Source organism: Leifsonia sp. L25 (assembly GCF_050632895.1).
In genome coordinates this window covers 1617512-1631667 of record NZ_JBODRZ010000003.1, presented here as the reverse complement: position 1 = coordinate 1631667, position 14156 = coordinate 1617512, and the positions used below count along the sequence as shown (strand labels likewise).

Here is a 14156-nt window from a genome sequence, read left to right as displayed (position 1 = left end):
GACCCCGTCTCAGTCGTTGACGTCGCCGAGCAGAGCGAACAGGGCGTCCGCGTCCGGCGCGTCGATGAGCTGCTGCACGTCGTCCTCCTCCGAGAAGAGGATGGCGATCTTGCTCAGGATGTCGAGGTGCTCGTTGTTCCGGCCCGCGATGCCCACGACGAACCGCACCTCCTCGCCGCCCCAGTCGAGCGGCGAGGAGTAGCGGATGAAGGAGAGCGCCGAGCGCACGATCTCGTCCTTGGACTCGTTGGTGCCGTGCGGGATGGCCAGGCCGTTCCCCATGAAGGTGGAGACGGTGGCCTCGCGCTGCGCCATCGAGTCGACGTACCCCGGCTGCACGGCGCCCGCCCTCACGAGCAGCTCACCCGCCTCCCGGATCGCGTCCTCCCGCGTGGTCGCGCTGCCCGCGGCCACGACGTTCGCCCGGTCGAGAATCGTGTCGGTCATTTGGTGGCGTCCTCCGTAACGGTCTGCTGCTTGGCGACGAGGTCGACGACCTCGTCGTACCTGGGGCTGTTCATGAAGTTGTCGACGGACACGTGGAGCGAGTCCGGCGACTGGCCCTTGGCCCGGTCGGTGAGCTCGCGCTGCGTGATCACCAGGTCGGCCGAGCCGTCGAGGTTGCTGATGGCCTGGTTCGTCACCGTGACCCCCTCCACGCCGGCCTTCTTGATCTTGTTCCGCAGCACGGATGCGCCCATCGCGGACGAACCCATCCCAGCGTCGCATGCGAACACGATGTTGCGCACCAACCGGTCGGTGCCGTCGCCCTGCGCGTCGCCGGCGTCGTGCTCGCCCTCCTGGACCAGGCCCTCGAGGATCGAGGACTCCTTGCCCTTGTTGGCCTCGGTCTGCGCCACGGCGGCGGTGAGGTCGCCGGCGTTGCCCGCGGCCAGGTCGCGCTTGCGGCTGGCCCGCAGGATGATCGAGGCGACGATGAACGACACCGTCGCCGCACCGATCACCGAGAGGGTGACGCCCACGATGCTGTTGGCCGGCGACTGGATCAGCACGGCGATGATCGATCCGGGGGAGGCCGGAGCGCGCAGGCCCGAGTTGAAGGTCACGTTGATCGCGATGCCGGTCATGCCGCCCAGGATCGCCGCGATGACGATCATCGGCTTCATCAGCACGTACGGGAAGTAGATCTCGTGGATGCCGCCGACGAACTGGATCAGCGCCGCCCCGGGTGCGCTCGCCTTCGCGATGCCGAGACCGAAGATCGAGTAGGCGATCAGGATGCCGAAGCCGGGGCCGGGGTTGGCCTCCAGCAGGAACAGGATGGACTTGCCCTGCTGCTGCGCCTGCTCGATGCCGAGCGGGGTCAACACGCCGTGGTTGATGGCGTTGTTGAGGAAGAGCACCTTGCCCGGCTCGATCAGGATGCTGGCGAACGGCAGCAGGTGCGCCGCGACCAGCCAGTTGACGGCGTTGCTCAGGACCGAGCTCAGCCATTCGACGAGCGGGGCGATTCCGAAGAACGCGCCGATCGACAGGAGCATGCCGACGATGCCGGCGGAGAAGTTGTTGACCAGCATCTCGAAGCCGGCCTTGATCTTCCCCTCCCAGAGGCTGTCGACCTTCTTCATCACCCAGGCGCCCAGAGGGCCCAGGATCATCGCACCGATGAACATCGGGATGTTGGACCCGACGATGACACCCATGGTCGCGATGCTGCCGACCACGCCGCCACGGACGCCGTAGACCATGCGGCCTCCGGTGTTCGCGATCAGCAGCGGCAGCAGGTAGGTGATCATCGGGCCGACGAGGCCCACGTACTGCTGGAAGGTGTGGCCGCTCGGGTCCTGGGCGAGCACGGTGGCCGCGCCGCTCCAGCCGATCTTGGCCTGATCGCCGAAACCGCCCAGGATCCCGCTGATCGCCCAGCCGGCGTTCTGGAGCCAGCCGGTGGCGATGAACAGGGCCGTGATGAACCCCCAGGCGATGAACGCCGGGATGTTCGGCATGACCATGTTCGAGAGGAAGGTCCCGAAGCGCTGCACGTGGACGCGAGCGCTGCTGGGCTGCCTCGGCGTCGTCGCTGTCGCCGATGTCATGATGGTGCCTCGTTTCTGTGTCGGTCCTGCCGAGGCAGGTGGGGGCCCGCCTAGGCAGGCGGGTGGGCGAACCCGGCGGCCGTGGTTCGGACGGCCTCCCGGGCTTCGGCCGCGCCATCGGCGGCCAGTGCTGCCTCGGCCAGGGCTCTCGCCTGGTCGAGGGTGTAACGGGTGAGGGACAGCCGCACGTCGGCGAGGGCCGCGGGCGACATCGAGAGCGTCGTCGCGCCGAGGCCGACGAGCACGACGGCGAGCAGCGGGTCGGCTGCGGCCTCGCCGCAGATGCCCACGGGCTTGCCGTGCGCGGCGCCCGCTGCACCGACCTCGCCGACGAGGCGGAGGACGGCCGGGTGCCACGGGTCCTGGAAGCCGGCGACCGAGCCGAGGAGGCGGTCGGCGGCCATCGTGTACTGGGTCAGGTCGTTGGTGCCGATGGAGGCGAAGGCGGCCTCCTCGAGCACCCGGCCGGCCAGCAGCGCGGCGGAGGGGACCTCGACCATGACCCCGACGGTCTTCAGTCCGAACTCGGTGGCGAGCGTCACGAAGTACCGGGTCTCCTCGACCGTCGCGACCATCGGAGCCATGACCCAGAGGTCGGCTTCCGTCCGGGCGTCGGCCTCGGCCAGGGCGGTGAGCTGCTCGCGCAGGATGTCCTCGTTGGCGCGCAGGGCGCGGATGCCGCGCAGCCCGAGCGCCGGGTTGTCCTCGTGCGCGTCGTTGAGGAACTCCAGCGGTTTGTCGGCGCCGGCGTCGAGGACGCGGACGACGACCTTCTTGCCGGGGAACGCCCGCAGCAGCTTCACGTACTGCTCGCGCTGCTGCTCCACGGTCGGGGCCATGCGTGCGTCCAGGAAGAGGAACTCGGTGCGGAACAGGCCGACGCCCTCCGCTCCCGCGTCGACCGCCTTCTGCGCGCCCTCGGCCGAGCCGAGGTTCGCCAGCAGCGGGATCGCGGTGCCGTCGGCCAGTGCGCCGGGCTCCAGACCGCCGGAGAGGGCGGCATCCCGCTCGGCGATGCGGCGGCGGGCGTCCTCGGACTGTGCCGCGGTCGGCGCGACGGTGACCGTGCCGGCGCCGGCGTCGAGGATCACCTCGGACCCCGCGGCGAGGTCGTCCGCCCCGGCGACGCCGACGATCGCGACGATCGCCTTCTCGCGGGCCAGGATCGCCGTGTGGGAGGTCGGGCCGCCCTCGCGGGTGACCAGGCCGAGCACCTTCGTCAGGTCGAGCAGCGCCGTGTCGGCGGGGGCGAGGTCGCGGGCGACGAGGATGTACGGCACGTCCGACTCCGGGACGCCCGGCGCGGGCCGGCCCTCCAGGGCCGCGATCACCCGCTGGGCCACGTCGTCCAGGTCGGTGGCGCGCTCGCCCATGTAGCCGCCGAGGCCGATGAGCATGTCACGGAACACCCCGAATCCCTCGAACACCGCACGCTCGGCGGTCGTGCCGCCGTCGATCCGAGAGGCCACGTCGTCGGCGAGGGAGGAGTCCTCCGCCATCATCGACTGGGCCTCCAGCACGTCCGCCGCGGTGCCGGACACCCGGCCGGCGCGCTCGCGGAGGTCGGCGGCCACCGTCGCGACGGCCTGTGCGACGCGGGCCTTCTCCTCGTCGGGGGTGCGGGTGCTGGGAGCGGTGTCCGGCTCGGGGAGCGGGTCGGACATCCGGAGCACGGGGCCGATGGCGATGCCCTGGCCGATGCCGGCGCCGGTGAGCGTCCAGGCGGTCGCGTCCGTTGTCGTATTCGTGGTCTCGGACATGATCAGGCGTCGTGGTCCGTGGTGAGGATCTCGGCCAGATCGTCGAGAACCGCCTCGGCGTTCGGGGCGTCGGTCGCCAGGACGATCTTGTCGCCGTGGTCGATGCCCAGCGAGATCACGCCCAGGATGCTGCCGGCGTCGACCGTGCGACCGCCCTCCTTCGACAGCGACACTTTCGCACCGGAGGCGCCGACGGCCTCCACGAAGAGCTTGGCGGGACGGGCGTGCAGCCCGTGGGTCGATCCGACGGTGATGATCCGCTCAGCCATTGTTCCGGTCTCCTTCGTTCTCGGGTGGCACCATACGCTGCGGTTCCGCGGTGCCATCGGCTCTCATCGTGCCCCGGCCTTCGCACTGAGGGCCAGATCCAGCGCGAGAGCGCCGTCGAGGGCGGCGGGCGACACGGGCGGGAGGACCGCGACGGCGGTTCCGGTGCCGGCGGCACGGGCGCGCAGCCCGGGGACCGCGGCCTCCAGGTGCGCGCCGACGAGGACGACGTCCACCGCGGCGAGCGAGTCGAGCTGGCTCGCGCTGCCCGCGGCGACCTGCACGTTCAGTCCGCGAGCGGCCGCGGCGGTGCGGAGCTTCACGGCGACGAAGGTGCTGGAGGCGCCCGCGCCGCAGACAACGATGATCTTCATCGACCTCATGCCTTTCGGGTGGAACGGGTGGAACAGGGTGGTCCGGTGGATCGTGACCATGCTCCGCCCGGCGGTCGGGCGAGGGCCAGGAAGGATTCTTCCTGGGGGGCGGAAACACGTGCGGGGGCACCTCCGCCCGCGCCACGGCCGTGGTTGACTCGGTTCCGGAAAGGTGGCTCTGCTGGTGGCGCTCTCGGCGAAGCAGACGAGGATGCTCGACATCCTGTCGCGTCGTGCTGCCTGGGTGACGGCCGCCGAGCTCGCGCAGGACCTGGGTGTGACCTCCCGCAGCATCCGGAGCTACGCCGCCGCGCTCGGCGAGCTGGTCGAGTCCGGGCCCAACGGGTACCGGGTGAAGGGCGACGCCTACGCGGCCTATCTGGCCGACGTTCCGGAGGCCTCCCCGTCGGCGGGGTCGCCGCAGGAGCGCCTCGCATTCCTCGCCCGGCGGCTGCTCGACGAGCCGGAGGGGATCGACGTCTACGAGACCGCCGAAAGCCTGTTCGTCAGCGACTCCACCATCGAGTCCGACCTCACCCGGGTCCGCAGCCTCCTGGCCGACACGGAGCTGGAGCTCGACCGGCACGGTCCGGTCGCGCGGCTGAACGGGCCAGAGATCGCGCGGCGCAAGCTGATCAGCCGGCTGTTCCGGGACGAGACGCGGCAGGGTGTGGTCGACGTGTCGCGCATCCAGGAGGCGTTCGCGTCGGAGGGTCTCGCCGCGTTCAAGTCCGATCTGGTCGAGATGCTGGACGCGCGCGGGTTCTTCGTCAACGAGTACGGCATCAACGACGTGCTGCTGCACATGGCGGTCGCGCTCGACCGGGTCGCCAAGAACCGGGTGCTCCCGGCCGCAGGTGCGGCGGAAGCGGGGAGGCGCTGCGCGGCCTGGCGGACGACCTGGGCGGGCTCGTGCGCACGCACTTCGACGTGGAGCTCGACCCGACCGAGCTGCGCTACCTCGCCATCCTGCTGCGGACGCGGGTCATCGCGCCGGGAGCGCGGGCGGACAGCGTCGCCGAGTTCGTCAGCGACGACGACCTCGCCACCGTGCGCGGGATCGTGTCGCGCGCCTCCACGGAGTACCTGGTCGACCTCCGCGACGAGGACTTCATCGTGCGGCTCACCCTCCACGTACAGAATCTGGTGGCGCGGGCGCACGAGAACACGTACTCCCGCAACCCGCTCACCCGGTCGATCAAGAGCTCGTACCCGATGACGTACGAGCTGGCGGTGTACATCGCGAGCCGGCTGCAGGCGGCGGAGGGGATCGCGGTCAACGACGACGAGATCGCCTACATCGCGATGCACGTCGGCGCCTACCTGGAACAGCAGTCCCGCCGCCGGGATGCCGTGCGCACCGCGGTCGTCTGCCCGAACTACTACGACATGCACATCCTGCTGCGCGAGAAGCTGGAGAGCGCGCTCGGAGACGAGCTGGACATCGTGAGCGTCATCACCTCCACCGACGCCGACTGGTCAGCGATCGACGCAGACCTGGTGCTGACCACGATCGACCCGCGGGGACGGCGGGAGAACACGGTCATCGTGCAGCCGTTCCTCACCGCGACGGACGTGGAGCACATCCGGCAGTCCGTCGCGCGCATCCGCCGGCAGCGCCGCCGCGCCGGCATCAAGAACGAACTGCTCGAGTACTTCGACGAGAGCCTGTTCCTGCGCAACTTCTACGCGCGCGACGCGATCACCATGATCCGTGCGCTCGGCGACCGGATGATCGCGGCGGACGCGATCGGCCGCGACTACGTGGAGCAGGCGGTCGAGCGGGAGCAGATGTCGTCCACGGCGTTCACCGACACCCTCGCCGTGCCGCACGCCATGACCATGAACGCCAACCGGACGGCGATCGCGATCGTCGTCAACGACACCGCGATGGACTGGGGCGACGCGCGGGTGAACGTGATCGCGTTCATCGCGTTCTCGGAGGGCGGTCGCGCGGCGTTCCAGACGGTGTTCGACCAGTTCGTGGAGGTGTTCTCCGACCGGGAGGCCGTGCTCGGGCTGATCCGGCGCGCCGACACGTTCACCGCCTTCATCGACGAGCTGGTCCGCATCATCGACGCCTAGCGCCGCCCCGCGACATTCGTCACGAATGTCGCGTTCGCCGGCGCGATTCACGAGATTCCGCACGAGTGTCCCGGCGCACATTCCGCACGAATGTCGCGTTTGCGGCCGCGATTCGCGACATTCGGCACGAATCGCTCGGCCGCCGGAGACGGCGAAAGCGCCGATCAGTTGGCGGTGACGAGGTACGTCACGGCGACGCCGGGGGTGCCGATCGCGACGGTGTACTTGTCGTTCTTGTAGACGGCCTTGCTGTCGGTCGCGCCGGGCTGGACCGTGTAACCGGCCTTCTCGAGGGCGGCCTTCGCGTCGGCGAAGCCGTTCTTGTCCTTCGGCTGGACGGTGACCGACCAGCCGTCGTTGTGGTCCCCGTTCGCGACGAGCACGGTGCCGGCGACGATCGGGACGTCCGACTTCGGGAAGTCGGAGGGAGCGATTTGGAGGTCGCCTCCTGGGCGGCCGACGCCGACGGCGTCGAGCTGGAGCCGTTGCCGCTGCCGGAGCAGCCGGTGAGTGCGGCGATGGACAGTGCCGCGACGAGGGCGGCGGGGACGAGCGATCTGCTGTTGGTGCGCATGATTCTTCCTAGTGCTGTATGCGGTGCGGTAGTACAGCACTCCAGCCTACTGCGCAGCCTCCGATGGTCCCGCTGCGGGGCCTCCGGCGCTCCCGCTCAGCCCAGCAGCAGCGTGCTGAGCTGGTCGGCCGAGTGCACGACCGCGATCGCGCCCGCCGCCTCGGCCGGGGAACCGTAGCCCCACTCCACGAGGATCGTCGGGATGCCGTGCTCGCCCGCACCCTCCACGTCGTAAGCGCGATCGCCGACCATCACGGTGTGGTCGAGCGCGACGCCCAGCTCGCCCAGGCGGCGCAGCGCGTCCGCCACGACGTCGGCCTTGGCACTGCGACTCTCGTCGTCGGTGGCGCCGGCGATGACGTCGAAGTACTGCGCGAGCTCGAAGTGCTCCAGGATGCGCGTGGCCTGGGTCTCGGGCTTGCTGGTGGCGACGGCGAGTGGGATGCCGGCCGCGCGCAGACGCTGCAGGAGGCCGCGGATGCCGGGGAACACGGCGCTGTCGAATGCGCCGTTGGCCGCGTAGTCCGCGCGGTAGACGGTGAGGGCGGCGCGGGCGCCCGCCTCATCGAAGCCGGCCATCGCCTGCAGCGAGTCGAGCAGCGGAGGCCCGACGTACTCCACGAGTTCGGCGGCGGTGGGGACGGGGAGGCCGAGCGCCTCGAACATGCGCACCAGGGAGGACGTGATGCCGGGTGCGGAGTCGGTGAGCGTGCCGTCGAGGTCGAAGAGGACGCAGGTCCAGGTGCGCGCGACGGTCGCGGGCGCGTCGGTGGTCGTGGTCGGGTTTGTCATAGCCGTCCAATGCTATGTGAGATGTACGAATGTATCGTCAGTGCTCGCTGAGAGCGGTCTCGATGTGCGAGCGCGCGACGACCATGGTGTGCGCTGCTCCCGGGTCGAACTGCACGGCCACGAAATCCGCACTGGCGATGTAACCGAGGGCCTCGGCGGCCGGGACGATCACGGCCTGCACGCGTGTGCCCTTGCCTCCCGCGGCCCCGACGGCGTTGCGCAGCGCCTTCATCGACGTGAACAGCGGCAGCACCGGCTCGCCCGCGGTCGACTGGATGGTCCGCAGCCGCACCTCCCCGGCTCGGACCCGGTGACGTCGACGACCAATCCGCCTGTGGTCGCGGCGGTGAGGAGGGTCTCCAGGTTCTCCATCGTCGGCTCCGCCGCGAGGGCGGTGAGGGCCTTGCGGACGGGGCCGTTCTCGTAGGTCTGCGGGAAGCGTCCCGCGGGGGCGGCCATCAGAACAGCCTGCTGTCGCTGTCGTCCAGCCCCCGCATGGCGTCGTAATCGAGCACCAGGCAGCGGATGCCCCGGTCCTCGGCCAGCGTTCGGGCCTGGGGTTTGATCTCCTGCGCCGCGAACACCCCGGACACCGGAGCCAGCAGCGGGTCGCGGTTCATCAGCTCGAGATAACGGGTGAGCTGCTCGACGCCGTCGATGTCGCCGCGGCGCTTCAGCTCGACCGCGACCGAGGCGCCGCGCTCGTCGCGGGCGAGGATGTCGACCGGGCCGATCGCGGTCATGTACTCGCGGCGGACGAGCACGTGGCCGTCGCCGAGGAGGTGGATCTGCTCGGCCAGCAGCTTCTGAAGGTGCGCCTCCACGCCGTCCTTCTGGAGCCCGGGGTCGACGCCCAGCTCGTGCGCGGAATCGCTGAGCACCTCGTGGATGGAGACGATGAGCATGTCGGCCGTCTTCGCCTGGGTGACGCGCCAGACCTCGGTGATCCCGGCCTCCCGCTGCAGCTCGTCCGGCTCGTCGACCGTGAGCGTGCAGGGCGGGCTCATCCAGTTGAGCGGCTTGTAGGAGCCGCCGTCGGAGTGGACGAGGAGGCTGCCGTCGGCCTTGAGCATGAGCAGGCGCTTGGCGAGCGGGAGGTGGGCGCTCAGGCGGCCGGCGTAGTCGACGGAACAGTTGGCTATCACGAGGCGCACCGGTCAAGTGTACGGGGCTGGCAGGATGTGGGAATGGCCCACGACCTCCTGATCGGCACCTATACGCAGCGCCTCCCGCACGTCGACGGTCACGCCGAGGGGGTGCTCTCGGCGCGGTTCGACGGCACGGCGGTCGTGGACGTGGCCGTGGCGGCCGCGGTGCCCAACCCGTCGTGGGTGGCGGTGTCGGCCGACGGCTCGCACGTGTACGCCGTGGAGGAGACCGGTCCGGACGGCGGCGTCTCTGCGTTCGCGCGCCTCGCGGACGGCTCGCTGCGCCCGCTCGGCCGGGTGCCGAGCGGAGGCGACTCTCCCGCGCACCTGGCGCTGCATCCGTCCGGGCGGTTCCTGCTGACCGGCACCTATGTCGGCGGCACGGTCTCCGTCTTCGGGCTCGAGGACGGCGCCATCGGCGAGCGCACGGCCTTCGTCCAGCACGAAGGCCACGGCCCGGACCCGGCGCGGCAGGAGGCTCCGCACGTCCACCAGCTCTCGGTCGACCCGGTGACCGGGGAAGTGGTGGTGGTCGACCTCGGTCTCGGCGAGGTGCGCTGGTACGCGCTGTCCGAGTCGGGATCGTTGACGCTGCGGCCGGAGGCGACCGTCGCGGTGGGCGCTGCGGGTCCGCGGCACCTGGCGTTCCATCCGGACGGCCGGCACGCCCTCCTCGTGAACGAACTGGACAGCACCCTCGACGTGCTGCGGCGGGAGGGCGACCGGTTCGAGCGGGTGGCCTCGTCCGGGACGCGCGGGCCCTCGGCGGCGGGTTCGAATCTGACCGCGGCCGTGCGGGTGACCGCGGATGGCGGCACCGTGCTGGTCACGAACCGCGGCGATGACACGATCGGCGTGTTCGCGTTCGACGCCGAGGCCTCGGAGCTGGAACTGGTGGACGTCGTGCCCGTCGGCGGGCGCGCGCCGCGGGATCTGGTGATCTCCCCGGAGGGGGACCGGGTGCTGGCAGCGTGCCAGGACAGCGACGAGGTGAGCGTGTTCGCGTTCGACGCCGCGTCACGCGCCCTCCGCCGACTCGGCTCGTCCCCTGTGCCGACCCCCGTCTGCCTCGCGTTCGCCTGACCGCCCGCACCACGCACCCGGCACCCTGCACAGGGCCGAGTACCCAGATTCTCCGCCTAATCGGGCGTTTTCGCCTGATTTCGTGCGTACTCTCGGGTCGGGCGGCGGGGTCAGTCTTCGACGGGTGCCAGTGCTCGGGCGCGCCTCTGGGCGGCCGGGCGCACGGCCGGCGCGGCCAGGAACGACGCGATCAGCAGCACCAGGATGAGGTAGAGCGCGTTCAGCAGCCCGAACTCCTTGCCGAGGAAGCCGATCAGCGGAGGCCCGACCAGGAACGCGCAGTAGCCGATGATCGCCACCGCCGAGACGCGCGCGGCCGGGTTCTCCGCACCCTCCGACGCCGCCGACATGCCGAGCGGGAAGCCGAGCGAGACGCCGAAGCCCCAGAGCACGGTTCCGATCACGGCCACCCACAGCGGGCCGCCGAGGATGAACAGCAGGAGGCCCGCCACGCCCATCGCGGCCGTCACGCGGATCGCAGCGACGCGTCCGACGCGGTCGACGATCGGTCCGCCGAGCACGCGGCCGAGCGTCATCGCCGCGACGAAGAAGCCGAACACGATCGCGCCGGTGGAGTTCGACTGGCCGTGGCCGTCGACCGTCGCCAACGCGATCCAGTCGTTCGCCGAGCCTTCGCCGAACGCCATGCCGAGCATGACCACGCCGATGAGGATCAGTCGCCAGTCGCCCCAGACCGCCAGCGACGCGCGCAGCCGCTGACCGAACGGGATGCGCGGCTTCTCGGCCGTCTCGTCGCCGAGGTCGGCCTCCCGCGGGATGAAGCGGATGGCGACCAGTGCAACCACGACCAGCACCACGGCGATGAAGGAGAGGTGCCACACGACGCCGATGCGGAGGGCGGCGGCGGCCGCGCCCATCCCGGCTCCGAGCACCGTGCCCAGGCTGAAGAAGGCGTGCATGAGCGGCATCAGGGTCTTGCCGATCTCGCGCTCGACCGCTGTGCCTTCGACGTTCATCATCACGTCGACCATCCCGTTGCCGAAGCCGAGCAGGATGAGGCCGACCGCCACCATCGGCACGGCGTGGAACACCGTCGAGCCGAAGCCGATCGCCAGCGTGCCGATCGCCACGATCACGAGGGCCCCGACCATCCCCTTGTGCGGGCCGAAGCGCACGAGCACCAGCGATGACACCGACAGTCCGATGATCGCGCCGGCCGACATCCCGAGGATGAGGAGGCCGACCGAGGACGGGTCGCGCCCGAGGCCGAGGTCGTCGCGGACGCCCGGGATGCGGGCCACCCACGTCGCCATCGCGAGCCCGCTGAGGATGAAGATCACGAAGACCGCGTTGCGCCAGGTGCGCAGTTCGCGGCGGCTGCGGGTCGTCGTCGGGGTCGGCTGTGACATCGGTCGTCCTGGGAGGAGCGGGGCCGCGCGCGGCCGGCGGGTTCTGGTGGGGGAGCGGATTTCGCCACTCGAATCGTTTCGATCGAAACGATTCGACTAAGCTACCACACGTGAACGACAGCAGCACACCCCTCGCGGGCGCCCGGCCGACGCTGGCCGCCGTCGCCCGCCTGGCCGGTGTCTCCAACTCCACCGCCTCGCTCGCGTTCTCCGGCACGGGCCCCGTCTCGGACGCCACACGGGAGCGCGTCCTCGACGCCGCCAGGCAGCTCGACTACGCCGGGCCCGACCCGCGCGCCCGCTCACTGCGCCGCGGCAGGTCGGGGATCGTCGGCGTCGTGATGGAGGAGCGGGTCGGCGACGCGTTCCGCGACCCGATCAAGATCGCCCTGCTGGACGGCATCTCCGACGAGATCGCCGCCGTCGAGGCCGGCCTCCTCATCCTCACCGACGCGGGGGAGACCGCCCAGCGCATCGAGGACGCCCCGATGGACGCGGTGGTGCTGGTCGGCTGCAGCCCCCGCCTGGACGAGTCGGTGGCGATGCTGCGCCGGCGGGGCATCCCGCTCGTGGCGATCGAGGGCGACCCGGCCGACGACGTCCCCTCGGTCGGCCAGGACAACCGGGAGGCCACGCGCCTCGCCGCTCAGCACCTCCACGACCTCGGCCACCGAGACATCGCGATCGTCACCCTTCCGCTCCGGCGGGATCGCGCTCGCGGACCGCTGACGCCCGCGGTCGTGCGCGGCAGCAGCTCCACCACCGCCACCGAGCGCCTCGCGGGCGCCCGGGACGTGTTCCCCGATGCCGGCGGCTGGACGACCCGCGGCTCGTTCGTGGAGGAGGGCCGCATCGCCGGAACCGCGCTCCTCTCTGACCCGTCGCGCCGCCCGACCGCGGTCATCGCGCAGAGCGACCTGCTCGCCGCGGGCGTGATCCGCGCCGCGGAGGAGCTCGGCCTGCAGGTCCCGACCGATGTCAGCGTGGTCGGCTTCGACGGCGTCCGCGTCGACGGGCTGTGGCCGTACGACCTCACGACCCTCGTCCAGCCCGCGGTCGAGAAGGGCCGCGCCGCCGGCCGCGCGATCGTCGAGATGCTGGAGGGCAGGCCGGCGCACCCGATGTCGTTCACGAGCGAGTTCCACCGCGGCAACACGACGGCGGAGCCGCGGGCGTAGGTCCGGCGCGCTTCACCTCCGCCCTCCCTCGGACGCCAACGGAGGACTCCCGCCACTCCCACCCCCGAAACTCCTCCGTTCACTGCTTTCGGCCGGCGTGCCGCGACCGATCTCCTCCGCTACCGACGTCCCACCACCCGCCCCGCATAGGGTGGACCCCATGGACCTCGAAGCCCTCTACCGCGACCTCCACGCCCACCCCGAGCTCTCCTTCCAGGAGCACCGCACCGCCGGCATCGTCGCCGGGCACCTGTCCGCCCTCGGCCTGGAGGTGCACACCGGAATCGGCCGCACCGGCGTCGCCGGCGTGCTCCGCAACGGCGACGGCCCGACCGTGCTGCTGCGCGCGGACATGGACGGGCTGCCCGTCCGCGAGGAGACCGGGCTCCCGTGGGCGTCGACGCAGACCGCGCCCGGCGACGACGGCAACCCCGTGCCGGTCATGCACGCGTGCGGCCACGACATCCACATCACCTGCCTGCTCGGCGCCGTCGAGCGTCTCGCCGGGACGACGGACGACTGGTCGGGGACGCTCGTCGCCGTGTTCCAGCCGGCCGAGGAGCACGGCGGGGGAGCGGACGTGATGGTCCAGGACGGCCTCTACGCGAAGGTCCCCGCGCCGGACGTCGTGCTCGGCCAGCACGTCACCCCGGCCCCGGCCGGCATGGTGGGCGCGCATCCCGGCGCCGCGATGGCCGCCGTCGACGCCTTCGAGGTGACCCTGCGCGGACGCGGCGGCCACGGCTCCCGCCCGGAGACGACCATCGACCCGGTCGTCATGGCGGCTTCCGCGGTCATGCGCCTGCAGACCGTCGTGGCGCGCGAGATCGCCCCGCAGGACACCGCGGTCGTCACCGTCGGCACCCTCCACGCCGGCACCAAGAACAACATCATCGCGCCGTCGGCGACGCTCGGGATCAGCGTCCGGAGCTTCGACGAGACGGTCCGCACGCGCGTGCTGGAGGGCGTCGACCGCATCCTCCGCGCCGAGCTGCAGGCCAGCGGCTCCCCGCACGAGCCGATCACGGAGTGGGGCGAGCGCTACCCCGTCACAGTGAACGACCTGGAGGCCACGGCCCGCGTGAACGCGGCGTTCGCGTCCGAATTCGGTGAGGAGGCCGTCCTCCAGCCGGGCGCACTGTCCGGAAGCGAGGACGTCGGCAATCTGGCGACTGCGGCGGGCGTCCCGCTCGTCTACTGGATGCTCGGCGGGGCCGACCCGGAGACTCTGCGGGCTGCGATGGAGGCGGGAACGGTGGACACGGACATCCCGTCGAACCACTCGCCGTTCTTCGCGCCGGTGGCGCAGCCGACGATCGATGTGGGTGTCCGCGCCCTCGTGACGGCCGCCCGCGAGTGGCTGGCCTGAGACGCGCCACGACATTCGTGCCGAATGTGGCGTTTACCGCCGCCTGAGCGGCGCTTCATGCCGGATGTCGTGACGCCTCCAGCGGCGACGGTCGTGACT

General features: G+C 71.2%; 16 protein-coding genes. 5 read left to right on the top strand and 11 right to left on the bottom strand.

Features of this window, described 5'->3' with window-relative positions; all coding sequences use genetic code 11:
- Positions 1–9: 9 nt before the first annotated feature.
- The 5 genes from ACRAWC_RS11930 to ACRAWC_RS11910 all read right to left on the bottom strand — a co-directional run bounded on the left by ACRAWC_RS11930 (position 10) and on the right by ACRAWC_RS11910 (position 4458).
- Entirely contained in the window at positions 10–447 is a 438-nt protein-coding gene (locus tag ACRAWC_RS11930; protein WP_431347914.1) for a PTS sugar transporter subunit IIA, read from the bottom strand.
- On the bottom strand, positions 444–2057 hold the full coding sequence (locus ACRAWC_RS11925) for a PTS mannitol transporter subunit IICB (RefSeq protein ID WP_431347913.1): 1614 nt from the start codon (positions 2055–2057) through the stop codon (positions 444–446). The genes ACRAWC_RS11930 and ACRAWC_RS11925 overlap by 4 nt, the downstream gene beginning before the upstream one ends.
- A gap of 50 nt (positions 2058–2107) precedes the next feature.
- The gene (gene ptsP, locus ACRAWC_RS11920) at positions 2108–3817 is read right to left on the bottom strand and encodes a phosphoenolpyruvate--protein phosphotransferase (RefSeq protein WP_431347912.1); all 1710 of its coding nucleotides are present in this window, start codon (positions 3815–3817) and stop codon (positions 2108–2110) included.
- Positions 3818–3819: 2 nt separating this feature from the next.
- On the bottom strand, positions 3820–4086 hold the full coding sequence (locus ACRAWC_RS11915; RefSeq protein WP_179604070.1) for an HPr family phosphocarrier protein: 267 nt from the start codon (positions 4084–4086) through the stop codon (positions 3820–3822).
- A gap of 63 nt (positions 4087–4149) precedes the next feature.
- Positions 4150–4458 (bottom strand): PTS sugar transporter subunit IIB, encoded by a 309-nt coding sequence (locus tag ACRAWC_RS11910; protein ID WP_431347911.1) that lies wholly within the window; start codon positions 4456–4458, stop codon positions 4150–4152.
- A gap of 172 nt (positions 4459–4630) precedes the next feature.
- On the opposite strand from ACRAWC_RS11910, the gene ACRAWC_RS11905 reads away from it, so the two are divergent.
- Together ACRAWC_RS11905 and ACRAWC_RS11900 are read left to right on the top strand one after the other, a co-directional pair.
- Entirely contained in the window at positions 4631–5677 is a 1047-nt protein-coding gene (locus tag ACRAWC_RS11905; RefSeq protein ID WP_431347910.1) for a BglG family transcription antiterminator, read from the top strand.
- On the top strand, positions 5575–6543 hold the full coding sequence (locus ACRAWC_RS11900; RefSeq protein ID WP_431349431.1) for a BglG family transcription antiterminator: 969 nt from the start codon (positions 5575–5577) through the stop codon (positions 6541–6543). The genes ACRAWC_RS11905 and ACRAWC_RS11900 overlap by 103 nt, the downstream gene beginning before the upstream one ends.
- Positions 6544–6707: 164 nt before the next feature.
- Here ACRAWC_RS11900 and ACRAWC_RS11895 read toward each other — a convergent pair whose 3' ends face one another.
- The 5 genes from ACRAWC_RS11895 to nucS are packed head-to-tail and all read right to left on the bottom strand — an operon-like array spanning position 6708 to position 9063.
- The gene (locus ACRAWC_RS11895; RefSeq protein ID WP_431347909.1) at positions 6708–7157 is read right to left on the bottom strand and encodes a hypothetical protein; all 450 of its coding nucleotides are present in this window, start codon (positions 7155–7157) and stop codon (positions 6708–6710) included.
- A 56-nt stretch (positions 7158–7213) separates the two neighbouring features.
- A complete protein-coding gene (locus ACRAWC_RS11890) occupies positions 7214–7909 on the bottom strand; it encodes an HAD hydrolase-like protein (protein ID WP_431347908.1) in 696 nt (231 codons plus the stop codon).
- Between the two features lie 37 nt (positions 7910–7946).
- Entirely contained in the window at positions 7947–8201 is a 255-nt protein-coding gene (locus tag ACRAWC_RS11885; RefSeq protein ID WP_431347907.1) for an SseB family protein, read from the bottom strand.
- Positions 8138–8368 carry a hypothetical protein gene (locus ACRAWC_RS11880; RefSeq protein ID WP_431347906.1) on the bottom strand — a complete coding sequence of 77 codons (231 nt, stop codon included), beginning with the start codon at positions 8366–8368 and terminating at the stop codon, positions 8138–8140. The genes ACRAWC_RS11885 and ACRAWC_RS11880 overlap by 64 nt, the downstream gene beginning before the upstream one ends.
- Positions 8368–9063 (bottom strand): endonuclease NucS, encoded by a 696-nt coding sequence (nucS, locus tag ACRAWC_RS11875; protein WP_431347905.1) that lies wholly within the window; start codon positions 9061–9063, stop codon positions 8368–8370. Before nucS ends, ACRAWC_RS11880 begins: the two co-directional genes overlap by 1 nt.
- A 33-nt stretch (positions 9064–9096) precedes the next feature.
- Between nucS and ACRAWC_RS11870 the strand changes: the two genes are divergently transcribed.
- Positions 9097–10140, top strand: coding sequence for a lactonase family protein (locus ACRAWC_RS11870; RefSeq protein WP_431347904.1), 1044 nt, complete (start codon positions 9097–9099; stop codon positions 10138–10140).
- Between the two features lie 110 nt (positions 10141–10250).
- On the opposite strand, the gene ACRAWC_RS11865 is transcribed toward ACRAWC_RS11870, so the two are convergent.
- Complete coding sequence (locus ACRAWC_RS11865) at positions 10251–11510, bottom strand: MFS transporter (RefSeq protein ID WP_431347903.1); 1260 nt, start codon at positions 11508–11510, stop codon at positions 10251–10253.
- Between the two features lie 110 nt (positions 11511–11620).
- On the opposite strand from ACRAWC_RS11865, the gene ACRAWC_RS11860 reads away from it, so the two are divergent.
- The gene (locus ACRAWC_RS11860; RefSeq protein ID WP_431347902.1) at positions 11621–12688 is read left to right on the top strand and encodes a LacI family DNA-binding transcriptional regulator; all 1068 of its coding nucleotides are present in this window, start codon (positions 11621–11623) and stop codon (positions 12686–12688) included.
- Between the two features lie 160 nt (positions 12689–12848).
- Positions 12849–14057, top strand: a complete 1209-nt coding sequence (locus ACRAWC_RS11855; protein WP_431347901.1) for an amidohydrolase — start codon at positions 12849–12851, stop codon at positions 14055–14057.
- The last annotated feature ends 99 nt before the right edge of the window (positions 14058–14156 follow it).